33 protein-coding genes are annotated in these 22820 nt (G+C 39.5%); 28 read left to right on the top strand and 5 right to left on the bottom strand.

Annotation, left to right across the window (positions count from 1 at the left end; translation table 11 throughout):
• Positions 1 to 40 precede the first annotated feature (40 nt).
• The 6 genes from BN1234_RS05135 to BN1234_RS05110 all read left to right on the top strand — a co-directional run bounded on the left by BN1234_RS05135 (position 41) and on the right by BN1234_RS05110 (position 6766).
• On the top strand, positions 41 to 1957 hold the full coding sequence (locus BN1234_RS05135) for a cache domain-containing sensor histidine kinase (RefSeq protein WP_082423105.1): 1917 nt from the start codon (positions 41 to 43) through the stop codon (positions 1955 to 1957).
• Complete coding sequence (locus BN1234_RS05130) at positions 1932 to 3500, top strand: response regulator (protein WP_054955585.1); 1569 nt, start codon at positions 1932 to 1934, stop codon at positions 3498 to 3500. The genes BN1234_RS05135 and BN1234_RS05130 overlap by 26 nt, the downstream gene beginning before the upstream one ends.
• Before the next feature lie 70 nt (positions 3501 to 3570).
• Positions 3571 to 3750 (top strand): PspC domain-containing protein, encoded by a 180-nt coding sequence (locus BN1234_RS21755; RefSeq protein ID WP_082423104.1) that lies wholly within the window; start codon positions 3571 to 3573, stop codon positions 3748 to 3750.
• Between the two features lie 70 nt (positions 3751 to 3820).
• Positions 3821 to 4696: a GNAT family N-acetyltransferase gene (locus BN1234_RS05120; RefSeq protein WP_054955583.1), complete on the top strand. Its 876-nt coding sequence runs from the start codon at positions 3821 to 3823 to the stop codon at positions 4694 to 4696.
• 4 nt (positions 4697 to 4700) lie between these two features.
• Positions 4701 to 5204, top strand: a complete 504-nt coding sequence (locus BN1234_RS05115) for a GNAT family N-acetyltransferase (RefSeq protein WP_054955582.1) — start codon at positions 4701 to 4703, stop codon at positions 5202 to 5204.
• 53 nt (positions 5205 to 5257) lie between these two features.
• Positions 5258 to 6766, top strand: coding sequence for a serine hydrolase domain-containing protein (locus tag BN1234_RS05110; RefSeq protein ID WP_170307989.1), 1509 nt, complete (start codon positions 5258 to 5260; stop codon positions 6764 to 6766).
• A gap of 34 nt (positions 6767 to 6800) precedes the next feature.
• Here the strand turns inward: BN1234_RS05110 and BN1234_RS05105 are convergent, their stop codons facing one another.
• Entirely contained in the window at positions 6801 to 7151 is a 351-nt protein-coding gene (locus BN1234_RS05105) for a DUF898 family protein (RefSeq protein WP_054955580.1), read from the bottom strand.
• Between the two features lie 115 nt (positions 7152 to 7266).
• Between BN1234_RS05105 and BN1234_RS05100 the strand changes: the two genes are divergently transcribed.
• The 11 genes from BN1234_RS05100 (at position 7267) to BN1234_RS05050 (ending at position 13981) form a co-directional block, all read left to right on the top strand.
• The gene (locus BN1234_RS05100; RefSeq protein ID WP_054955579.1) at positions 7267 to 7770 is read left to right on the top strand and encodes a DinB family protein; all 504 of its coding nucleotides are present in this window, start codon (positions 7267 to 7269) and stop codon (positions 7768 to 7770) included.
• A gap of 42 nt (positions 7771 to 7812) precedes the next feature.
• Positions 7813 to 8442 carry a GyrI-like domain-containing protein gene (locus tag BN1234_RS05095; protein WP_054955578.1) on the top strand — a complete coding sequence of 210 codons (630 nt, stop codon included), beginning with the start codon at positions 7813 to 7815 and terminating at the stop codon, positions 8440 to 8442.
• On the top strand, positions 8442 to 8891 hold the full coding sequence (locus BN1234_RS05090) for a GNAT family N-acetyltransferase (RefSeq protein WP_054955577.1): 450 nt from the start codon (positions 8442 to 8444) through the stop codon (positions 8889 to 8891). The genes BN1234_RS05095 and BN1234_RS05090 overlap by 1 nt, the downstream gene beginning before the upstream one ends.
• A 26-nt stretch (positions 8892 to 8917) precedes the next feature.
• Positions 8918 to 9544, top strand: coding sequence for an HAD family hydrolase (locus tag BN1234_RS05085; RefSeq protein ID WP_054955576.1), 627 nt, complete (start codon positions 8918 to 8920; stop codon positions 9542 to 9544).
• An 18-nt stretch (positions 9545 to 9562) separates the two neighbouring features.
• Positions 9563 to 10384 (top strand): class I SAM-dependent methyltransferase, encoded by an 822-nt coding sequence (locus tag BN1234_RS05080; RefSeq protein WP_054955575.1) that lies wholly within the window; start codon positions 9563 to 9565, stop codon positions 10382 to 10384.
• Positions 10385 to 10411: 27 nt separating this feature from the next.
• The gene (locus BN1234_RS05075; protein WP_054955574.1) at positions 10412 to 10912 is read left to right on the top strand and encodes an HIT family protein; all 501 of its coding nucleotides are present in this window, start codon (positions 10412 to 10414) and stop codon (positions 10910 to 10912) included.
• Between the two features lie 25 nt (positions 10913 to 10937).
• Positions 10938 to 11741, top strand: coding sequence for an inositol monophosphatase family protein (locus BN1234_RS05070; RefSeq protein WP_054955573.1), 804 nt, complete (start codon positions 10938 to 10940; stop codon positions 11739 to 11741).
• A 42-nt stretch (positions 11742 to 11783) separates the two neighbouring features.
• Complete coding sequence (locus BN1234_RS05065) at positions 11784 to 12251, top strand: NUDIX hydrolase (protein ID WP_054955572.1); 468 nt, start codon at positions 11784 to 11786, stop codon at positions 12249 to 12251.
• An 86-nt stretch (positions 12252 to 12337) separates the two neighbouring features.
• A complete protein-coding gene (locus BN1234_RS05060; RefSeq protein ID WP_054955571.1) occupies positions 12338 to 12880 on the top strand; it encodes a hypothetical protein in 543 nt (180 codons plus the stop codon).
• Between the two features lie 27 nt (positions 12881 to 12907).
• Entirely contained in the window at positions 12908 to 13429 is a 522-nt protein-coding gene (locus BN1234_RS05055) for a GNAT family N-acetyltransferase (protein WP_370733788.1), read from the top strand.
• A 45-nt stretch (positions 13430 to 13474) separates the two neighbouring features.
• Positions 13475 to 13981, top strand: coding sequence for a GNAT family N-acetyltransferase (locus tag BN1234_RS05050; RefSeq protein ID WP_054955570.1), 507 nt, complete (start codon positions 13475 to 13477; stop codon positions 13979 to 13981).
• A gap of 8 nt (positions 13982 to 13989) precedes the next feature.
• On the opposite strand, the gene BN1234_RS05045 is transcribed toward BN1234_RS05050, so the two are convergent.
• Positions 13990 to 14337: a nitrous oxide-stimulated promoter family protein gene (locus BN1234_RS05045; protein WP_054955569.1), complete on the bottom strand. Its 348-nt coding sequence runs from the start codon at positions 14335 to 14337 to the stop codon at positions 13990 to 13992.
• 117 nt (positions 14338 to 14454) lie between these two features.
• On the opposite strand from BN1234_RS05045, the gene BN1234_RS05040 reads away from it, so the two are divergent.
• A complete protein-coding gene (locus BN1234_RS05040) occupies positions 14455 to 14868 on the top strand; it encodes a hypothetical protein (RefSeq protein WP_054955568.1) in 414 nt (137 codons plus the stop codon).
• 40 nt (positions 14869 to 14908) lie between these two features.
• Positions 14909 to 15604, top strand: a complete 696-nt coding sequence (locus BN1234_RS05035) for a DinB family protein (protein ID WP_054955567.1) — start codon at positions 14909 to 14911, stop codon at positions 15602 to 15604.
• 189 nt (positions 15605 to 15793) lie between these two features.
• Here BN1234_RS05035 and BN1234_RS22190 read toward each other — a convergent pair whose 3' ends face one another.
• Both BN1234_RS22190 and BN1234_RS05025 read right to left on the bottom strand, forming a co-directional pair.
• Positions 15794 to 16123 (bottom strand): hypothetical protein, encoded by a 330-nt coding sequence (locus BN1234_RS22190; RefSeq protein WP_156337151.1) that lies wholly within the window; start codon positions 16121 to 16123, stop codon positions 15794 to 15796.
• A gap of 23 nt (positions 16124 to 16146) precedes the next feature.
• Positions 16147 to 17070 carry an EbhA gene (locus BN1234_RS05025; RefSeq protein WP_211751793.1) on the bottom strand — a complete coding sequence of 308 codons (924 nt, stop codon included), beginning with the start codon at positions 17068 to 17070 and terminating at the stop codon, positions 16147 to 16149.
• 267 nt (positions 17071 to 17337) lie between these two features.
• On the opposite strand from BN1234_RS05025, the gene BN1234_RS05020 reads away from it, so the two are divergent.
• The 8 genes from BN1234_RS05020 to BN1234_RS04985 all read left to right on the top strand — a co-directional run bounded on the left by BN1234_RS05020 (position 17338) and on the right by BN1234_RS04985 (position 21235).
• Positions 17338 to 17841, top strand: coding sequence for a GNAT family N-acetyltransferase (locus BN1234_RS05020; RefSeq protein ID WP_054955565.1), 504 nt, complete (start codon positions 17338 to 17340; stop codon positions 17839 to 17841).
• A gap of 22 nt (positions 17842 to 17863) precedes the next feature.
• Positions 17864 to 18421, top strand: a complete 558-nt coding sequence (locus tag BN1234_RS05015; RefSeq protein ID WP_054955564.1) for a GNAT family N-acetyltransferase — start codon at positions 17864 to 17866, stop codon at positions 18419 to 18421.
• A gap of 114 nt (positions 18422 to 18535) precedes the next feature.
• Positions 18536 to 18931, top strand: a complete 396-nt coding sequence (locus tag BN1234_RS05010; protein WP_054955563.1) for an HIT family protein — start codon at positions 18536 to 18538, stop codon at positions 18929 to 18931.
• A gap of 30 nt (positions 18932 to 18961) precedes the next feature.
• Positions 18962 to 19231, top strand: coding sequence for a hypothetical protein (locus tag BN1234_RS05005; RefSeq protein WP_054955562.1), 270 nt, complete (start codon positions 18962 to 18964; stop codon positions 19229 to 19231).
• Between the two features lie 85 nt (positions 19232 to 19316).
• Positions 19317 to 19682 carry a VOC family protein gene (locus BN1234_RS05000; protein ID WP_054955561.1) on the top strand — a complete coding sequence of 122 codons (366 nt, stop codon included), beginning with the start codon at positions 19317 to 19319 and terminating at the stop codon, positions 19680 to 19682.
• Positions 19683 to 19705: 23 nt separating this feature from the next.
• Positions 19706 to 20140 carry a YhfM domain-containing protein gene (locus BN1234_RS04995; protein WP_054955560.1) on the top strand — a complete coding sequence of 145 codons (435 nt, stop codon included), beginning with the start codon at positions 19706 to 19708 and terminating at the stop codon, positions 20138 to 20140.
• Positions 20141 to 20187: 47 nt separating this feature from the next.
• Positions 20188 to 20679, top strand: coding sequence for an AraC family transcriptional regulator (locus tag BN1234_RS04990; protein WP_054955559.1), 492 nt, complete (start codon positions 20188 to 20190; stop codon positions 20677 to 20679).
• Between the two features lie 136 nt (positions 20680 to 20815).
• Entirely contained in the window at positions 20816 to 21235 is a 420-nt protein-coding gene (locus BN1234_RS04985; protein ID WP_370733787.1) for an RDD family protein, read from the top strand.
• 333 nt (positions 21236 to 21568) lie between these two features.
• Here BN1234_RS04985 and BN1234_RS04980 read toward each other — a convergent pair whose 3' ends face one another.
• Positions 21569 to 21925, bottom strand: a complete 357-nt coding sequence (locus BN1234_RS04980) for a DUF2512 family protein (RefSeq protein ID WP_054955557.1) — start codon at positions 21923 to 21925, stop codon at positions 21569 to 21571.
• Positions 21926 to 22239: 314 nt separating this feature from the next.
• Here BN1234_RS04980 and BN1234_RS04975 point away from each other — a divergent pair, with 314 nt between their 5' ends.
• Positions 22240 to 22779: a GNAT family N-acetyltransferase gene (locus BN1234_RS04975; protein ID WP_054955556.1), complete on the top strand. Its 540-nt coding sequence runs from the start codon at positions 22240 to 22242 to the stop codon at positions 22777 to 22779.
• The last annotated feature ends 41 nt before the right edge of the window (positions 22780 to 22820 follow it).

Below are 22820 nucleotides of genomic sequence, written 5' to 3'. Positions count from 1 at the left end.
CGCGGGCTTTTGGGTTTTTATAAAAAGGAGTTACGTTCTGATGAAGAAAGGTAACCGCTGGACAACATTAAGAGACTCGTTTATGTACTGGTTTGGACGTCGCTCGCTGCAGAGCCGCCTCATTGCCTCATATATTTTTATTATTTTGGGACCCAGTTTGGCGGTGTCCTTATATTCATATAAAGCGATAAATAATATGTACGTCCGTGATGTTGTGGACAAGAATACCTCCTTGATGGAAATGGAAATCAAGCATATTGACACCCAGATTGAATCCATGGTTCGAGCGGTGCAGGTTGCTTATGACGATATTGATGTTCAGGATTATTTAGCCAATACTCACGAGCCTAGCCTGGAGGAACTGGTGAGGTTCAGTACAAGCAGCTTTAAAAACCTGACACGCATTCAATATTACAATCCGAATGTGGAACATCTTCGTCTGTTCTCCAGCAGTAATGTTACGGAAATCTGGCCGATCTTTTTCCGCGAAAGCCGCGTGGCCGATGAATTATGGTATGAAAAGGCGAAGCAGATGAAGGGATTGGAGTCCTGGTCATTCCTCTATAACGACCAGGATGTGATTGAACGGTACAAGGGACAAACCCCTGCGCCTACTCCCAAAGTGTCTTTGCTGCGTGAAATGAGTATCCCTGCCAATCATCATGTTGGTATGGTTCAGGTGGATATGCTGCTCGATAAATTTAGCCCGAGAACGTACGCGGCTCCTCAGGACAACCAGACTCAAATGCTGCTGGTGGACAGTGAAAGACAGGTTTTTACGCGGGAGAAGAACTCTTTTATTACCGATTATCCGAAATTGGAAAGAGTTATTACAGAGCACCTTCAGCACTACAAAGAAACGGGAGACTGGGATAATCAGTACACGGAGAACGGCGAGTCCTTCCTGCTGCTGCACCAGCCACTCGAGCGGATCAATGCGGATCTGCTGAACGTTGTATCCATGGACGGGGTGCTCCAAAATATTTCACGCACACGAAATATCCTGATTGGCGCAAATATCGGATTTATTACGCTGGTCACGGTGATTGCTTATGTTCTTAATGCATTTATCCTTAAAAATCTCCGTTTGCTGACAGAGGAGATGAAGAAGGTACGGCGGGGGAAGGCCTACAGTGGAATCACGATTCGTGGAGGGGGCGAGGTCGGAGAGCTGGCGCACCACTTCTCGAAGCTGATGAACACCATTAATACGCTGGTGGCCCAGGCCGTGCAGAAGGAAGCTCTCACGAAAGAAGCGGAATTGCGTACACTTCATAATCAAATCGATTCCCATTTCCTCTATAATACGTTAGAGAATATTAAGATGCTGGCCGAGATAGAAAAACAAAGACAGATCTCCGATGCACTGACTTCCCTTGGAGGGATGATGAGATACAATTTTAAATGGTCGGGGGAGTATGTGAAGCTGCACGATGAAATTAGGCATATCGAAAATTATATAGATGTCATGAATATACGCTTTGATGAGCCAATTGATTTACAGCTTGATATTCCCAGACATGATCTCGATATGGAGATGCTTAAAATGTCGCTTCAGCCGATTGTAGAAAATGCGGTGAAGCACGCCTGGACCGGGGAAGAGACAGGCCAGCGGAACATTTCAATCGAGCTTCAGAATATGTCACAAAATGACGTGCGAATTGTTGTAACGGACAATGGAAGAGGAATGGATGAAGCTTCCTTGCTTGAACTGAACCACGAACTGGATAAGGAAGGGCTGACCGAAAAGGTACACCGTGGATTCGGAACGGAGCCGAAGATTCACGGTATCGGCCTTCGCAACGTTCAGGAACGCATACGGTTATATTATGGAAAGGAATACGGGCTTAAGGTATTCAGCAAAGAAGGACAGTTCACTCAGGTTATCATGAGATTGCCAAAAGTGCTGTTAACAGGAAGAGGTGACACGGATGACAAAACTAATAATCGTGGATGATGAGAAAAATATCCGTATCGGTCTGAAAACCATGATCGAGCGCGAATTCCCGGATCAGTACGAATTAATTATGGCAGGTCATGGAGCTGAAGCGTTCGAATTGTACCAGAAGACAGGTGCCGATATCATCCTTACTGATATTCGCATGCCTGTAATGGATGGTATTACGATGATCGAAAAAATTTCAGCAGAACAAACTCCGGTCGAGGGCGGGCGGCCGCAGATCATTATTTTAAGCGGATATGAGGATTTTGAATATGCTAAAGCGGCTATCCGTTACCAGGTGGTGGACTATCTGCTGAAACCGATCCGCAGGGATGAACTGTTTACCTCGCTGCGAAAATGTCAGGAGCATCTTGCGAAGCGGTCCCGGATGGCTGAGCAGCTGGCCGTTACGGAGAGCTACCGGCAGCAGGTTCAGTCGGCACGTCTGCAGGAGCTTTTCTTAATGCAGAATATGACGGAGGATGAAGTCCGGCTGTGGAGTACAGAAATTGGATTTGACCATTATAAACTTCCTTTTTGTGTAGCTGTGGTAAGTTACAAATACGAAGACGGCAGCCGTATGAAGAAGGAGGAGTTAATGTCGCTCACTCAGCATATGCTGGAAAGCATGGAAGGCGAAATTAACACATCTTTGCTCGATCGGGAGGGGCGGGTCGTTCTTGTCGGCGGACCGTCAACCCAACTTGCAGATTTGTCGTTCCTGGCTGCGGAACGGGAGCTTGAAGGAATGCTTATTGGTGTTAGTAGTGAGGGAAACACGCTGGAGGATCTGGTAATAGGCTACCATCAGGCTCGTGAATCTCTAAAGTATACATTTATTTATCCGAAAACCCGGCTGATCAGGTATGGAAAACTGCCTGATAATCGTCGGTCTTACCCTTTGCCCAAGGAGAAAATTCATAAGCTTGGCAACATCCTTGGAACCAATCATGAGAAGGAGATTGGGCCGCTGCTGCAGGAGATTTTCCGGATAGAACAATTATCCGAGCTTGATATCTCGTATCTGGAGGGAGTTAGCCGGTACATTAATGAACAGGTGCTCGATGAGGTGTTTCGGATTTACGGAGAAGCCTCCGTGGAAGTCCTCAAGCTCTACCGCAAGGTGGGGGTGATGTCGAACTTCCGCCATTTTCACGACTATTTCCGGTCGCTGGAGCAGCTGCTGTTGGATCTCGGCGAGTATATAAAAGAAATACGTTCTGCTCACAGCGAACATGGAGAAATGAAAGAAGCCGTTGCGTATATCGAGGAACATTACCATCGTCCTCTGAATATGGCCATGGTAAGCAATTATGTATCGCTCAATTATTCCTATTTCAGCGAGACGTTTAAGGCATATACCGGAGAAAGCTTTGTAACCTACCTGAAGAAAGTGAGAATCCGCAAGGCGAAGGAGCTGATCGGCAAGGGGAAACTCAAATTATCGGAGATCAGCGCTGCGGTCGGATTTGAGAATACCCGTCATTTTTCCCGAGTGTTCAAAGAGCTGGAAGGCGTGTCGCCACAGGAGTACCGTGAGAAGCTGTTAAGCCGGTAATCGAAGCAATACAATATAAGAACCAAGATAGTTATTAGAAAGAGCCTAAATGAAAGGCAGGATGTAGCATTTGAAAAAACTCAAAAGATCTTCTAAATACAAATCACTTTTTGGTGTCTGTGGTGGTATTGCTGAATTTGTAGGTATTTCTGCATTTAGTATTAGGTTGATTTTTTTGGTTTCGTTACCGGCATCCATGTTAATATACGTAATATTACTTAATTCAATGGAAGAGACAAACACTTTATAAATCGAACTTATATAGTGAATGAACATGAATTACCTTCAAAATTAATAATCCTTACGTGAGGTGCAGCGTCATGAAACACTATAGATTAGAGCAGGCAGAAAAAAACGTATTTGCAGTTCATCAAGTTATCTATTCTAATTCTGATATAGAAATGTGGTTTGACTGGAATACTCGCTTGAATGATACGAAGTTTACGGACCAGTGTTATTGGATCATGAGTGACGAAGATCGAATTGGAGGAATTGTAAGGCTTGATGATACGCTAATGTATCCGTTTATGATCCCGCCATTTTCAGATCGACAACTTATGTGGAGGATTTTATTAAATTGCTGTGAGGATATTAAAAATATCAATGGAGTTCTGCAAGACGATGTGAATATACTGCTGTCATTGGGCTTTGGAGTAAATGTAATTCGACAGGTTATGTGCTGCCCTACGGGGGCAAGTAAAAAATCGGTCATTCCAGATGGAATGTCAGTGTATTTGCTGGACGATTCTTTAGATTTAACAAAGATTAGCAATGTAATGAAGGAAGGATACCGCGGTGGTATTGATTATGAGGTCTTTGGTGTCCCTAGTGATGAGAAGATCATAGAGGATTTGTCGTATCTTTTAAAAGTATATAAACATAGGAATCTATCGATCTATGTCGTAAATGAACAGAACCAAGAAATCGTTGGTCTGTGCATAGCTGGTATAAGCAAAAACATGCCACTCGGATTTGCAGAAATCGGTGAGTTATGCGTTGTCCCTAAATACAGAAATAAAGGCATTGCAGAGTTTATGCTTAATTATATAAAAGAAGCTGCTAACCCTTATACTGAGGTTGTGAAGCTATGTGTTACGGTTGGCAATTTTGCAGAAATACTTTATAAAAAAACAGGTTTTCAAGCAGGTCCGAGGTTTGCGAGGATGACTAGAAGATTACATATGAAAGAAGGATAGACGCATGATCACAATTAGATATGTTTCAAGTGAAGATATCCCGCACATTCAATCCATAGCACATGAAACCTGGATGTTCACTTATAAAAGCATTTATTCAGAAGATTACATTCAACATTTTCTAAGTAAAGCTTATTCAACTGAGAATTTAAGTCGATCTGTAGAAAGAGACCTTCAGAAGCCTAAGCGGAGTTTCCTAGTTGCTGAATGTAATGGTGAAGTTGTTGGATATGCTCAAACAGGTCAAGTGAATGAAGAAGAATATGAGCTGTTAAGAATCTACATACGACCTGAATATCACAAAATGGGAATAGGAAAAGGCTTCATTCAGGAATTTATCCAACTGTTAAAGCCAGTTAAGAAGATGTTTGCTTGGGTAGCAAAAGAGAATCATACAGGAAGAGCATTTTATGAGAAGAGCGGGTTTAAAGAAACAGAAGAAATGATCGAAACCATAGAAGGACAAAGTAAAACGCAAATAAAATATGAATTGGAAATCGATGCTTGATAACCTTAGTAATGATATTGAGTGGATTAGGGAGAAGAAGACTAAAATTGAAGATGAAATCAATGGCATTAAAGAAAAGACTATATGGAACAAGTACATTATTTGCAGGTGTCGTCCTGCTTATCTTGATCATTACTGTAGCTGTTTGTTGGAATCAACTTGGAAATTTATTTATGGCAGGCAAGTATGATAATGAAGAAGACATGGTGAAGACCATCATGGCTAAATCAGCAACTCCAGGAGCAGCTGTGGTAATATCCAACCAGGGAGAGACTGAATTTAAAGCATATGGATATGCCGATATTCAGAATAAAAAAATGGTTAATGAAGAATCCTTGTTTGAATTAGGATCGACTACAAAGGCGTTTACGGCGCTGAGCGTTATTTTGTTAGAGAACGAGGGACTTTTAAAATATTCAGATTTAATAACCGATTATCTTCCTTGGTTTGAGCCAACCTTTAAGGGTGAACAGGCTAAGATTACTATCAACCAGTTGTTAGCTCATACAAGTGGAATTCCACCATGGACTATTCGTTTAATTCCAGAAGGTTCAACAGATGATATGCTTGAAAAAACCATACATAATGTTTCAGAAATCGAATTAGATTCATCCCCCGGGACGGAATATAGCTATGCAACCATTAATTATGATGTCTTAGCGATGATTATTGAAAAAGTCACAGGTAAAAGTTATCAAGATTATGTAACTGAAAACATCCTGCTTCCATTAGGAATGACAGATAGTTATTTTTCAACGGGCCAGGAATTGGAACCTGATCATCGTACTAAAGGATATCGTATTCTCTTTGGTAAAGACATGGAATATGATGCTCCTAGATACTATGGTAATATTGCAGCAGGTTATTTGGTAACTAATTTAAAGGATTTAGAGCACTGGATTCATGCTCAGTTAGGAATGGGAGATTTACCGAATAATTTAAAGGAAGCAATTCAGGAATCACATGAGGTGGACTTGGATACAGCTGGACATGAAGGTAATAATCAGTTTTATTCATTCGGATGGAGTGTGGATACGAAGAATAAAGTTATTACCCACGCTGGCAGTAATCCGAATTATTCCTCGCATGTGATTGTTGATTTAGAAAAACAGCGAGCTGTATTTGTATTAACGAATGCGAATTCAACGGCACCGTCACTTATTGCTGATAATCTATTCAAGAATATAAACGGAAATAGTATGAAGAAATATAGATATGATGATACTTATGTATTGATGGATTTGGTATTTTCAATCTTAGTGATTCTTGCAGTCATTTCCCTATGTTTAAAGATAATTAAATTAGCTGGAGGAATAAGATTATACATAAATGATGGAAGAACAAGAACCAGAAAAGTAATTGGTAACAGTATTGCACTTATATTTAGAAGTATCTTTTTAATATTGTTAATAATCTGGCCGTATTTGATAAACAATAATTATTATATGATCAGCGTATGGATGTCCTATTCCCTTTTGATATGGATCGCGCTGGCTGCTATCAATTGCATTTTATCGATTATCATACATATTAAAAAAATTGCTATAATTAGAAGAAGTTAATAAAAAATCCCCAGGTAATGGGGATTTAATTATATCATTCGAAAGTGGTATGTTTGACTTTCCATTTTTCAAGTGCTATGAAAACCCAAAAGCTGTAAATTCCGAGCGTGATAATGCAAAGCAGGAACCATTTAATCCAGTTGCCAAAAAGCCCAATTGCTGTTCCATGAAACTTAAGCCTTCTGCCCTCAACAACCGTATGATTGATTTTCCAGCCATAAATCATGCACAGTGCCCAAGGGTAACATATTCCGAACGTGCAAACGGTAATAAGTGCTCCTAAGATCGACCAGCCAATATAAGAAAGCAAACCACCATCGAAATAGGATTCCCCTCCACCTAGAGGAACATTATGTACATTTACGTTAAATGCTGCATTATCCATGATCCATCCCACCTTTCAAGATTATTCCTATAATAGTCAGTCAAAGATTTAGTGATCAATGAATAATTTCATTGCATTGTAGTGCACACAATAGAAAATATGGAGTGTGACAAGTATGGATAGTTCAACCATAGTGATCGACCTTCTGTTAAGGAAGTACAAAGCAGATCAAAAATGGACTCGTGTTGTACTTGAACAACTGTCTGATGAGGATATTGTCTGGACTCCAACGCCTGAAAGTAACAGCATCGCTAATTTGATAGCGCACATATCAGGGGCTGTGTATCAATGGTTTGAAGTTGCATATTTTGACGCTCCATACATCTTAGATCGAAGTAGAGAGTTCGAACAAGGTCTGCAAATGTCTAGGCAAGAAGCTTTGGAACTTTCACAGAAATCATACGATTGCATCATACAAGTTCTTGAAATGATAAAAGATAACCCTGAAAAATTGCTGGAACAACCTTATTTAAACTATCCAGCGTTCAACAGTGCAGGCCTCGATAATCAATCCACTATATTAGAAATGCTTCTGCATCAATTCAGACATTTACCAGGTCATACGGGACAAATCTTTTATATTGCAAAAATGAAGAAGGGAAAAATTGTATGGGAGTGAATCCGTGAAGAGCATTATTTCATACAAAAGGAGAGGCGGACTTTGAGCAAAAAGATCAATTATAAAAAGGACTTTAAGGAACTGTATCTGCCAAAAAAATCACCGGAAATTATAAAAGTTCCCAAAATGCCGTTCTTTATGGTTGACGGTTCTGGTGACCCGAATGGAGAGGACTTTGCTAAGGCGACAGAAGCTTTGTACAGTTTGAGTTATGCGGTGAGAATGTCATATAAAAATGATGTTGTCCCGGATGGATATTATGAATACACGGTTTTTCCACTTGAAGGTGTATGGGACCTGCTTGATCGGTCTAAGCCCGCAACAGATAAAAGTAACTTTAAATACACAATTATGATCCGCCAGCCTGATTTTTTAACTGAAGAATGGTTTAAGAGATTTCTGGAGCAGACCATCAAAAAGAAACCCAATCCGTTTCTTGAGAAGATCCGCTTTGAACAAGCGGAAGATGGACTGAGTTGTCAGATGATGCATATAGGAAGTTTTGATGACGAGCCGGAAAGCTTTGCACGAATGGAAGAATTTTGTACAGAACAGGGTTACATCCGTGCCAGCAAAATCCACCGGGAAATCTATTTGTCAGATCCCCGCAAGACAGAACAAGCTAAGTTGAAAACCGTGTTAAGATTCCATGTGAAAGCCAAGGATTTATAATGACGAATACATCTGTTCGTACCATACATGAGCATGAGCTGGAGCCGTTGCTGTTACTCTATAAGCATTTAAACCCGGACGACCCAGATATAGATTGGAACGAAATTCAGATACAATGGCGTGAGATGATGGATGATCAGCTAATGAAGATCATTGTTGTGGAGCACGAGGGAAAGATTGTCGCTTCTTGTGTTCTTGTTGTGATTAGAAACTTAACTAGAGGTGCTAGACCATACGGGTTAATTGAAAATGTAGTTACACATGCTGATTATCGTAGAAATGGATATGGGCGATTAGTACTTCAGAAAGCGGTTGAATTCGCCAAGGAGCATAACTGTTATAAGGTCATGTTAATGACGAGTTCTAGAATGGAAGGAATAGATACATTTTATGAGGAATGTGGATTTAAGAAAGGGGAGAAGACAGGATTTATATTAAAAATGATGTGAATTACACGTACTGGAGGAGCGGAAGGATGTATAACACCATTATTTTTGATGTTGACGGTACACTTATTAATACAGAAAGAGCCGTGCTTGGATCATTACAAAAAATGCTGCTAACGGATTATCACAAGCCCTGCTCGACAGAAGAATTATCTTTTGTACTTGGCATTCCTGGTTCAAGTTCCTTGCCTCAATTAGGAATACAGGATATCGAAAGAGCAAGTGACTTGTGGAATATGTATATGAAAGAGTACGCTGATTCCATTCATGTCTATGAAGGAATAGAAGAACTGCTTAAGATATTATCCTCGAGGGACATTCAATTAGGAATCGTCACTTCCAAGACGCGCGTGGAATTAAGAGATGATTTTGAACATTTTGGTCTCATGAAATATTTATCTATTGTGGTTTGTGCTGATGATACTCAGCTTCATAAACCCAATCCAGATCCGATCATTAAATTTTTGGAGGTTTCGGGGGCAGACCCTGGCAAATCCATATACATTGGAGATACCATATATGACTCTCAATGTGCAAAAGACTCGGGCATTTCCTTTGGATTGGCTGAATGGGGAGCTAATAAAGAAGTGAATATTCAAGCGGATCATTATTTTAAACATCCGATTGATATTTTGGAGTGCATTTCTAATATCTGAGATAAGGCTGGTGAGCAATTGAAGGACCGACGTTCAACATATAATATCCAAAATGCTGTTTTAGGTGTTCCAGATGAAATAGAGCGATTAAGAGTGCAAGCGACGATGAGCTGGTATAAAGAGCTTCGAACTCTACAGTGGTATGGATTGCAGGATGGAATGAGTGTATTAGAAGTAGGAAGCGGACCTGGATATATAACGGAACAGTTACTTCATAGTTTGCCTAATAGTCATATTACTTCTCTTGAAATAGACCAAGCATTGCAGAATCAAGCTAAAATACTGTTAAGAGACGTACCCGCAGATCGAATAAAATTCGTAGAAGCATCGGTTTACAGTACGGGACTTCCGGATCATTCATTTGATTTTGTAGTCGCAAGATTGATTTTTCTACATTTACATGATCCGCTCGAAGCGGCGCAAGAGCTTTATCGTGTATTAAAGCCTGGCGGGAAATTAGTAATCATTGATATTGATGATGGTGTCTTTGGCACGGTCAATCCGGACATCCCGTCACTACATACGATTTTAAGAAAGATTGCAGATGCTGTTGCACAAAAAGGTGGAAACCGATTCATCGGCAGAAGCTTGCCGCGCCTCCTTAGAGATAGTGGATACATCGATATAGACATTGATTCTATCATTCAGCATAGTGATGTACATGGCATTGATGGATTTAAACGTCAGTTTGATATGAACCGGTTTGTTGATCTTTATAATTATGGCGTGATTAATTCCGATGAAATGGAACAAATGAAACAAGCTTCAGAGGCTATTCAACATTCGTCTGAAGCGTATGGGATGATGACCTTTATTATGGCATGTGGTACGAAACCTTAGGTTATCAAGTAAAGAAGGAGATTGAAAATGCCAAGAAAAATCACATTAGCTGATGGAAGAACAGTGGAAGTGGATTGCCTCAGTTGTGCACTAACAAGTGGGTTAATTACCCCTACTGGTGGTGTTATATATGAAACCAATCTATTTCACATCCATCAGGATGTTGCTTATCCCATTCGAGGACTAATCATTCTTGCATCTAAGAGGCATTTTTACGGTATGGATGAACTCACAGAAGCAGAGCAAAACGAATACATATCATTAATACATAAAATTAGAAGGGCACAACGAGAGAGATTAGGTATCGATAAGGTCTATTATTTTTACAATGAGGATACAACACATCATTTTCATTTGTGGATGGTTCCAAGATATGAGTGGATGGAAGCATTTGGAGGTTCAGTTGAATCTCTAAGGCCTGTATTATTGCATGCAAGAAATCAAATGAACAATGAAGAAAATATGAAAGCGGTATTTGAAGGAATTGATGAGTTAAGAGAGGCGCTCCATAGAGAGCGGATATCATAAATCAGTTGAAAACAGGAGGTCTTACATGGATCATCAGATCGTCACGGCTGCAAAAGAATTATCCATTCGGGTGATTCGTCAAGCGGGTCAGATCTCAAAAGAAAAATTCGACGATTTCATAGAACTGAGAGCCAAAGACGGATTTGGAGATGTGGTTACTGAAGTGGACCATATTGCCGAGGAAATCATAGTAAAGCAGATTCAGACTGTTTTTCCAAATCATCAGATACATAGTGAAGAGGCTGGAATAATCGGTTTGAAGAGTGATTGGCTATGGCTCATTGACCCTCTGGATGGAACGAATAATTTTGCAATTGGATTAGCGGTTTTCACGACATCCATTACGTTAATGTACCTTAGCGAGCCTGTACTTGGAGTGGTATATGAACCAATGACAGATCGGTTATTTGTATCGACCATTGGAGAAGGAGCATTCTGTAACAATCGACTACTCCATATCAAAGCTTATTCAAACATTTATAAAGGAAACATTGGCTGGATTCAAGGCCATAAAGTACAAAATGACCTGAGGGCAGTTAAACTAAGACAATTCATTGATATTAAAGTTAAGAGAATGATGAGATTATGGGCTCCTACACTTCAGTGGTGCATGCTTGCGAAGGGAGATATTGACGGAATTGTACTTTACAACTCAGAAGGGGACGATTTATATTCCGGGATCCTAATGGTTAAGGAAGCGGGAGGGATTGTGATCGATTTTGAAGGGAATGAATTCACGGGAATGAATGAAGAACCCTATTTAATAGCCTGTCATCCAGCGCATAAGCAAGAGTTATTGGACATGGTGAGAGAAGGATTAATGAGTTGAGTTAATGCAATAAATAACTTCGCGTAACAAGGGGAGGGTATAATGAGCCGTTGGTTTGAATTGAATGAAGCAGATCATGCTCTCATTAAATTTGCAGTTATCATCGCAAAATATAATGATCAATTCATTATTATATTTAATAAAAAGAGAAATGGATGGGAGATCCCCGGAGGAAATAGAGAAGAGGGAGAATCGATTCTGTATACGGCAAGCCGGGAGTTGTATGAGGAAACGGGTGCAGTTAAATTCGAATTAACCCCTTTTGGAATATATGAATGGAAAGAGAGCTTGGGCATGGCCTTTTACGCAGAAGTGATTAAGCTGAGCAGTCTCCCGAATTTTGAAATCGAAGAAATTAAATTGATCGACGAGCTGCCAGAGCAGATGAATTTTGGAGATATGTTCTATACCCTTTTAAGCAAATGGAGAGTATTGAAAGAAATGCATTTACGTACATATTCAATTGATATAAACGAACTGGAGCAAGTGAAGGAATTAGCAATAAGTTAGCTTAAATGGTGGATTATAAACTAATCATCTAGTAAGAAAAACCGTAAATTGAGATATCAGCTCAAAACATGAGGCGGGCGATATAAATGAAAAGAATGTTATTTGCTGCAGGATTGTTAGTTTTAGTTTTTGGAGTAATTTATGGTATTTTGAGTGAAAATCCCATGATAATTCTAGTAAGCGTTGTAGGTGGATTTATCCTCATGGGAGTTTATAAAATGATTGAGATCCTCGAAGGAATTCATCACAGGGTGCTTCAAGTTCCATTCACAGAAAATCAGCTTCATACAATTATTACTTTTTCAAAGCCGTATAAAATTGTTTCTAAAGCGTTCGAAATTCATCCTAATCCACAAGGAAATCCGATATATCCTTTAATTAAACTAGACAATGATTATTATTTAAGAGCACGAGTCTTTAATAAATATCTCAGTCAATTAGATAATATGTATACGTTTAAACTGCCTAATCAAGCTCGGGTGACTCTAAGCAGTTCAATGTCATATCAAGAAGGTGCAGGTCTGTTTCAGTTTCATGATCAGGTTTTTGTACGGTTGAAGGACATAAATATTAAACCCGTTTCAGAGGGTTATATATTGACGTTGGAATATGTGAAGGAAGAAGACTGATTTCTTATAAAAATGATTTTACTGGAGGTGATTGTATTGAAGCTCTATCTTAAACCACTGGAACCGATCGAACCACCAGATATTTATCAAATGATTCAGGATATTGGTGAAGGTCAGAATGGCTTTATAAATAGCCTATATTCGAGTGATTTAGAAATATTCCGGGAAAAGTTAATTCGAAATGTTGAGATATCTCAAGGTAAAAATCTATCTGACGGGCTAGTTCCGCAAACAATTTATTGGTTCTATTTATACAACCGTCCTATAGGGTATGGAAAACTTAGGCACAGACTAACCGATAAACTATTAGAACATGGTGGACATATTGGATACATTATACGTCCAGCGGAAAGAAATAAAGGGTATGGGAAACATGCATTAGGTGAATTGGTTAAAGAAGCGTATCAAAAAGGAATTAATGAAATTCTTCTTACCTGTAATGAAGATAATATGGCTTCGCGTAAAGTAATAGAGGCTAATCATGGGTTCCTGACTGAAATGAAAGAAGGTGTATGCAAGTACTGGATTAAACGGAATTCAAGCCTGTAAACGGTAATATACATAAACGACAGTCTTTTAAGGAGTGCTATGAAAGTGTCACAATTCCAATTCATAAAAATGAATCAGCAGTATGCAGAACTAATTTCAAGCTGGAAATATGAAGAGCCGTATTCGATATACAGCATGGATGAGAGCTCTGAGGATATATTGGAGCTGTTAAATGGCGATTATTATTATGTCTTGAATGAAGAGAATGAGTTAATTGCATTTATCTGTACGGGAAACTCAGCCCGAGTTCCGGGAGGATATAAAGCAGGCATATATAATGAGGATGATTACATTGATCTGGGGTTAGGGCTCCGTCCGGAATTAACGGGAAAGGGGAACGGAGGAGCCTTTTTAACAAGCTGCCTGCAGTTTATTAAAGAACAACATCATAGCTTGGGAGTTCGGCTCGTTGTAGCTCAATTTAATGAACGGGCTATTAGAGTCTATGAGCGAGCAGGTTTTGTAAAAGGACTCGTATTTAAAAGTATGATTGCTGGACAGGAAGTTGATTTTTTAGCCATGAAGTATGAAATGCAAGACAGGGTTAGCTGAGTTGATATTCAACGCTTTTTTCTAAATCTCTCTGGAATAGGTATATGCTTAATCGATTCGATGGGATGATACAGGAGCATCCATGGACCGGAAAAACGCATAACCTCCTTAATTCTCTGACGATAATCCGGTTTATAGCAATGAATAGGGCATTTGGCACAGGCAGTCTTCTCTTCACCAAACTGGCATAGGGAAAGTCTCTTCATTGCGAAATTATTTAAGTCCTGGCACTCCGCGCATAAATCCTTTTGATGATGCTTTTTCTTACAATATATACGGATCATTTTTAACACAATATCTTGTTCTTTTCGAATTTTAGGGCCGTTATTGGGCTGCCGTTTAACTTTAGTGGTCATGTTCAAAAGGTCCCCTTTCATTTTACTTAAAAGTTTAAGCAATAATTTATATTATCAAGGAAGCTAGCGATAAGGGTATGACATTTTGCATTTCGCTGTGAGAGTAGGGAGCTGTAAATGCAGGGAGAAGAATATATTCAAAGACAAGAAATGAAGGGCAAGACAATTTTAAAAACTGTTATCTTTGCTAACTTGTTCTTTTTTATTCTGATATTAGTATTAAGTGTACTGAATGGGATCTTCTCTAACTTCATCTCTATAATCATCCAGATTGTCTTATGTGCTTTTATTTATTCTGGCGCGAAGCTTGCGAAGTGGATCTATATCATCATGAATACGTTAAACATTTTTTCGGTTATGTATGCTGTAGCTGTCGGGCAAGTTACATCCAGGGCTGAAGTTTTTGAGGCATTTTTAAATGTTATAACGATCATCATGTTAGTGCTCTCCATTGTGACGATTGCTATATTGTTATTCTCAAGCAGTGTTAAGGATTTTATGTATAGACAAAGAGAATTGTATTGGGAGTAGAGCAATCAAGGATTGTATCTTTTCATAGAGGGGGTGCCTTGTGGATTTAATCCAAAGAAGGCAGTGGAATGAAAATCACAAAAGACTGACAAATATGATTCTAAAATCTGCTGAGCATCAGGCATCCGTAGACTTATTCATGGAGCAGCATCGTCTGCTGCACTCATCAAGAATGAGCCAATCACCTGTCGCTACGCTTGAAGATGAACTCATTAAAGATCTTCGGGAAGAAACATTTCGTAAATATCCTGTGATCGCTCGAGATACCAAGAATTCTATCCTCTGGCATGTTTGGCACATCACGCGTATTGAAGATATGACCATGAACGTACTCGTAAATAACGATGAACAAGTATTCTATTCGGGCAAATGGAACGAGAAACTAGGCGTAGAGTACCTGCATTCAGGAAATGAAATGACGGAACTTGAGATTGCTGATCTTAGTGAACAAATCAATATTTCTTCGTTAATGGCATACCGTATGGAAGTTGGCCGAAAAACTCGAGAGGTTGTATCTGGCCTTACACCGGGTGATTTCAATAAAAAAGTAAAGGTCGAAAGAATTAGCATGCTTAAAGAGCAAAACGCTGTAAAGAAAGAAGCCTTATGTCTGCTGGATTACTGGAGTAAAAAGACGGTTGCAGGTCTTATACTGATGCCAGCCACAAGACATATCTTTTTGCATTTGAATAAATCCATACATTTGAAGGAAAAGATCCAAAAAGTGAAGGTGTAACGGTGACAGACGAAGGAAGTTATTTGTGGTAATAGTCAACGGATATATATTGTATGACTCAGCCTTGTACATATGAAATTAAAGCAGGGGATTATATTTTTTATATTTGGGTTGTATAGATGTAAAAAAGGATGCCACTGAAGTGGCATCCAAAATATTCATGCTTCTTAATATGTATTACCGCATTATTTAATCTTCATCGCCGTTTTCAATATTTTTACACCCACAATGAGGGCAGATAATATACGCTTCTGCATTATCATCATCTTCCCAAGGCAGAGTTCGTGAACCACCGCGCAGCGATTGTTGACAATTAATACAAGTGAAGCCGTCGCTATATCCTTCACTGCACCCCTGATTATCGTCTTCATCTATGATGTTATCCTCTGAAACATCATTAACATAACCACATTCCGTGCAAGTCCATTCATCACTTGAGGTTGTAAATCCAGGTTGATTGTTCATATAAACACTACAATTATCACAAAACCAATCACAGTCTTTGTCATCGTAAGTCATTCCGCTTACCCCACATCTATATTTTAATCTTCTATTGAAGTCAAAGCTGCTATAATATCTGCTTCTAATTTTTTTTGCTGTGAAGCAGTCAACTCATTAGAAGTGCGAACCAAAACGGTGCCGACAACTGTGTGTGAGCCTGATGCGAATAGTCCACCATCAAAACTTGCAAGATAGTCTTTTCGTTTATTTGCTTCTTCGGCAGTTGCATAAACTTCAATACTTCCTCCGGCATCGGTACCTTTGTCAATGATGGTTGTTCCATAAACCTCGCTTTGGTTAACAAGGTTACTTGAAAAATAGACCTGTGATGTGTAACCCCCCGGTTTATGAAGCTGTCCGTTAGGGTCATTCTCTTCGGTTACAGCGGAAATATCGGCAACATTTTTTACTTTTTTCAAACGCTGTATAACATAAGCTTCTGTCGGAGCATTGACTAACGCATACTGTTTGATGCTATGCTCAAGAGCATTTGTTTTTTTAGTAAGATTTTTTTGTGCGGCACTGTAGTCAATATTGTTTAATTCCTCAGTAACTTTAACAATATCATCAGCTGCATCAGGCCTAGCAGGAATATTATATTTAACGGATTTTGTCTCGGATATCGCAGTTTCTAATGTTGGTATAAGTTTTTCATTTAATGCTTTTTCACCTTTAGAAATGAGTGCCTCGGCAGTGGAAATAGTGGTTTCCAATTCTGTGTTTTTCTTTTCAACATCTTTTTTAGCAGCATCATATTTTTCGATTGCACTAATAAGAGTGTTACAGTTTTTGAGGCGATCTGCGGAGTCTTTATAGTCACCAAGATCTTCGTAAATTGCTGCAGCAGAAGAGTAATCTTTAGATTCTTCAAACTTTATTGCTTTGTTATAATCCGAACTTTTACAGCCGGTCAAGCCTAAACACATTATTAAAATTAAACTAACCAATGTTAAACTTCTTTTCATGAATACCCTCCTATAATTTCAAATTATTTCAATCTTTTGCTTTTCTCTACAAAAATTATAGTAGCAAGGGAGCAGGGGACATGAGTATGACATTTAGCATTTCAAAGCGAGAGTAGGGGTGTTGTAAATAATGGTAGAATATTTTATTCAAAGACAACTTGAAGGAGATTTTAAGACTGGTGGAGAAGAAATGATAGATGATCAGAAGGCGACACTATAAATTTCGTTAGAGAATTAAGAATCAACTACGAAAGCAGGCAAAATGCTATGACAATCCGTATTAGAGAATTAAATGAGCAAGATCCTTCACTCATATCAGCAGCGTTTTATGAACAGGGATGGGATAAGCCTGTAGAGTTATATCTAAGGTATTTTGAGGAACAGTCTAATAGTGAGAGAGTTTCGTTAGTTGCAGAAGTGGATAATATGTTCGCCGGGTATGTCAATATTTTATGGAGTTCATATTATCCATCTTTTAGAGAACAGGGAATTCCGGAAATAAATGATTTTAACGTACTCATCAATTATCGGCGCCTTGGTGTGGGCTCGGCGTTGATGGACAGCGCAGAAAAAAGAATTAAAGAACGGTCTGAAATTGCTGGAATCGGTGTGGGGTTATTTTCCGACTATGGGAATGCACAGATTCTATATGCAAAGCGAGGATATATTCCGGATGGTAAGGGGATCTATAACAGCCGCCAATATATCGAACATGGCGACACGACAGTAATGGATGATGATGTTGCGCTCTATTTAACCAAGAGATTATGATACCAGATGATGGGGGATTTAAGTGACTGAGGATAATTCGAATATAACAATTACTACGGACCGGTTAGCCATAAGGTTATTTCATTCTTCGGATGCTCCTGAGGTTGCTAGGCTCTGCAACAACTATAATATTTATAAAAATACACTATACCTTCCGTACCCATACGCTGTCCAAGATGCCCTCTCCTGGATCTCAAGTCATCTGACGAACTTTCAGAAAAATAAATCATACGAGTTTGCGATCACAGATAAGGCTACCGGACAATTATACGGGGCCATAGGATTATCCAATAACCAGAGCTTTCGTCATGGAGAAATTGCTTATTGGATTGGAGAAGCATTCTGGGGAAAAGGGTATGCCACAGAGGCTGCACAAGCGATGCTTGATTATGCTTTTAAGGAAAAGAAGTACCATAAGGTGTTTGCTCGTCACTTTGGCTCGAATCCTGCATCCGGAAGAGTTTTGCAAAAAATAGGTATGCAATTTGAAGGGTGTCTACATGAACATGTGATAAAAAACGGACAATACGAAGACCTTGTTTATTATGGAATAATCGAAGAGTCTCCAGCTTATACATAAAAAATATTTATACAACAACAGACCCAGCCTAAGATCAGAGCTAATCTTTAGGCTGGGTTGTTTTGTTAGATTGAACTTAATACTGAACAAATTTAGGGGGCGTAGAACACGAATATTTGTGAATATTGCAAACCAGAGATAAGAAGTGACCAGAATATTATTTTGGAAAATGAGCACTGCATGTTTTTACAGTTAAACGAGCAGGACATTGAAGGGTCTGGAATCATTGTCCCAAGACAACATAGAGAAACCGTGTTTGATCTTACCCAAGATGAATGGAATGCTACCTATCAATTGCTGCAGGAAGTTAAAAGTTATATGGATGAAAGATACCAACCTGACGGATATAACGTGGGGTGGAATTGCGGGGAGATCGGAGGACAACATGTATTTCATGCGCATATGCATGTTCTCCCAAGATATGCAGATGAACCGATGGCGGGAAAAGGAATAAGGTATCTGTTTAAGAGTAAAGAAAATAGAAGAAAGACCAAGGGAAAATTAACTTAAAATTCAAACTCATTATATTGGGAGGCTAATATGGAGCGAATCAAATTGTTTTGGAGGCTATTTTTAAGTGAACCCTTGTGGTTTAAAATTTTAATCGTATTAACCTTGCTGATCGCGGTTGTTTTCAGCAGTTCAAGCTTCAACGGGTATTATCAGAGCCTTGCCAAGCTTGCTGCTGCTCTCTTTTTTGGAATATATAGTGTGAAATTTCGAAGTAATAAACCAATTTTTGTGATGTTTATGGTGTTGGCAATCGTATGTTTGTATTTAGCAGGGAGCACTTTTGTAAGTGTGGTATAAATATTAAGACCCGATTTTCTCATAACAAAGACAAAATAACTTCCAGGAGTGTATGCAAATAAAAATAGAAAGGAGTGTCTCTATAATGATTAGTCGTTTTCATCATGCCCAGATTACGATACCTACGGGTCAAGAAGAAGAGGCAAGAAGCTTCTATTGCGGAGTATTGCAGCTGAAGGAAATCGCCAAGCCAGAATCTTTGACCGGCAGGGGGGGATTGTGGGTTGAGGTTGGTGACCAGCAGCTGCATATTGGAACAGAAGCTGGAGTCGATCGTCTATTAACCAAAGCCCATCTTGCTTATGAAGTCAAAGATTTAAAGGCTATGGAGAAGCTGCTTCAAGAGAATGGTATTGAAATCCTTGATTCGGTACCGATTCCTGGTTTTGAACGATTTGAATTTCGAGATCCTTTTGGAAATAGAGTTGAGTTTATTAAACCTATAGATTAGGCAAATCCACCACTGGAGGGGTTATGAAAAAGGTCATGAATAAGCTGATTTTAATATGTATGGTGCTGGTCACTATACTGTCTGGATGCCAGAATACTAAAGAACAAAGCCAGAGTTCAAATACCTGGGGAGATCGTAACAGCATTCGCACGGAGGATGTTCATACAATTGAAATCCAGGACATGAAAGATCCCGACCGAATTCTGACTCTGACACAGCAAGAAATGAATATATTTATAAGTGCCATTTCTGATGGGGCATATGATATAGGACAACTTGATATAGGTCCGCCAGATTATTCTGTAGAGATTTACTTTAATAATGGAGCAATTAAAAAACTCCATCTGTGGATTCTTGATGGCGGTAATTTGTTTACGGATCAAGGTACAAAAGGTCATTTTGTTATAGATGAAAATGCCAGAGCGGAGATCAAAGGAATATTAGAAGATTTGAAGTAAGTATTGGGGCGACTAATTAAGGATTTTGCGAAAGGATTAATACCCCTATGAACAACTATACTGACCGGATCAATAAAGTAATTGAGTATATCGAAGAGAATCTATCCAATAAGCTGAGCCTGGAGAGACTATGGGGGAAGCTTGGGGAATGGGCAGGCACACATCAATTGTTTCCTCCGGCACAGTATTTTATAGGCATATCATTAGTTGATCCAAGTACAACAGAAGAGCATGCTTGCCGTTATGATGCTTGTGTGACCTTACCCGAGAATTTTAATAAGCTGGACGAGCCTGAGACAGAGATCCAGTACAAGAAACTGCCAGGTGGGCTTTATGGGCTGTATTCATTCTATGATACCGTTGATAAATTGGCGCTCACTTATCACAGTGTTTACGGACAGTGGCTGCCGAACAGTGATTATGAACCGGATGACAGGCATTGTCTTGAATTCTGCATGAATAATCCTGCTGATGACCCTGAAGGAAAAGCAAAGGTTGATCTGTATATTCCGATACGACAAATAAAAGAATTTCAATAAGTTAGGAAGGATTGGGACAGGAGTGTCCTAATCCTTTTTTTATGAGCGGGGGTGGGCTTAGCGTAGATGGATAATATGGAGGAATTCTGAAAATACTAACGAGACACAAGCAATCTTTGAATGATGACTGGAGTGGGTGACGATCGCGAGTAAAGCAGCAGGAATTTGGATCAGAGTCGGAGCTCTATTGCTGGATGGCTTTATCATTGGAATTCCATCAAGTATTCTTACTTTTCTAATGACCGGCGGCACGGAGCGGGAACTCATAATTATTGATGTCCTGAGCGTGTTATATTCACTGCTGCTGCCTGTATATTGGAATGGCTATACTGTAGGGAAACGCATATGCAAAATTCGTATCCGAAAGGTACAAGATCGGATGCCCCCCACCCTTGTAACCATGTTCCTGCGTAATATTGTAGGAGGAATGGTATACGTATTTACCATTGGAATCGGATTGATTGCAAGCATTATTATGGTCAGCATTCGTAAGGACAAGCGTGCTTTACATGATCTAATTGCAGGAACCGAAGTGGTTTATGATCAAGAATCATGAGAACAATACCTTGCCGTAACCAGGTGAGGTGTTTTTTTATGGGGAAGAAACTAAGCGGAATTAAAGAGTATAAGCGGAATTAAAGGGTATAAGATAATTTTGGTAAAAAAATTGAAGCTGAAGGCGTCCATCTTGAAGTCTCGGGACTGCTGCCTAACATCACTGATCGTTAACGCTATTGCCAAATAAGCTTAATTCTTCCATAAAACTTAAGACCTATTCTCCTGGGCTCCGCAGGAAATAGGCCTTCTTCATGTGTATATCAAAAAAGGACGAGATGCCATCGCATCCCGTCTCTTTCTTCCCCAGCCCTTTTCAGACTTATTCCTTAACTTAGGTTTCAATCTTGCGCTTTCCTCTATGGTAATCAGTACGATACAGCATTTCATGAAAAATATATTCAAACACGCCAAGAGCCAATGTGATGATCAGCAGGTCTCCCATGCTGATATTCCAGTCGGCATTGCTTGAAACTCCCCATAGGAGGACGAAAGCCAGTACCGCATCCACCGCGGTCGCAATCATATTATTGGTTTTCGGCAAGACAACAAGATCTCCGAGCAGATAAGCGATGACGGTCAATGCCAAGGCAGTGCCTAGAGCACCAATGAATGAAGCATCGCCCAGCAGCATCAGCAATCCGACCACAATGGCCCCGTTGCCAAGCATTTTCACTAAGAACATCTTCATTTTTACACCATCCTCTTCAGTAATTTGTTGTACATTCTATTAACCTGCCTTCCTGCGGACAAAACAAACGGAAGGCTCGGTAGCCATAGGTGATCGACTTTTCTATATGGGTATAAAGACCTTGATTGGCTCTATGCTTTTCAAGGTTTCTTTTTTTGCTTGTGAAAATAAATAAAGGTGCTGAATGACATCGTGTCAGCAAGCACGGGTAATACGTGAACAAATAGCAGAGCTTAATGGAAGAAATATACAAATGATAAATTACGGATTATACTAAAGAAAGTTAAATAGAAGAAGTAAAGGAGGACAGAAATTTGAGCGTTTCAATCGAACTAACAGATCAATCCACGAAGTTTATTATAAATAACCTATATCCGCTCTACCTTCATGATTTGTCTGAAATTTGGGGATGGAAACCGAATAAGTATGGAGTGTATGAAGACGGCGATACATTAACATTACATGAACAGAACAAAGTTTTTGACATCTGGTGGGAGAAAGAATCGATATTATTTCCGTATTTAATTAGAGCAGATGATATTCCGGCAGGATTTGCCTTGGTAGCAACTCCGCCTTACACTCCTCATGGCAGTGATTATTATATGAACGAGTTTTTTGTGTTAAGGCCGTTCCGTGGTCAAGGTGCAGCTGAAGCCGCAGCGGTACAAGTTTTGGACAAGCATAAAGGGACATGGGAGTTACAGACCAATCCCGGTGAAGGGAATAAGAGAGCTCAATCTTTTTGGAGAAGAACCATTAATCAATATACTTCAGGTTCATATCAAGAAAAGTATGACGATACAACAAATGACGGTCATAAGTTAATATTTCAATTTGAGAATCATCGCAGATAATCATCTAATTACAACCTGTCAGCACTGTATGAGTAATTGCC

Origin of the sequence: Paenibacillus dakarensis (assembly GCF_001373415.1) — a bacterium.
Lineage (GTDB): Bacteria > Bacillota > Bacilli > Paenibacillales > Paenibacillaceae > Paenibacillus_AQ > Paenibacillus_AQ dakarensis.
Note: the sequence above shows the minus strand (reverse complement) of the source record. Positions and strands in the feature narration are given on the sequence as shown.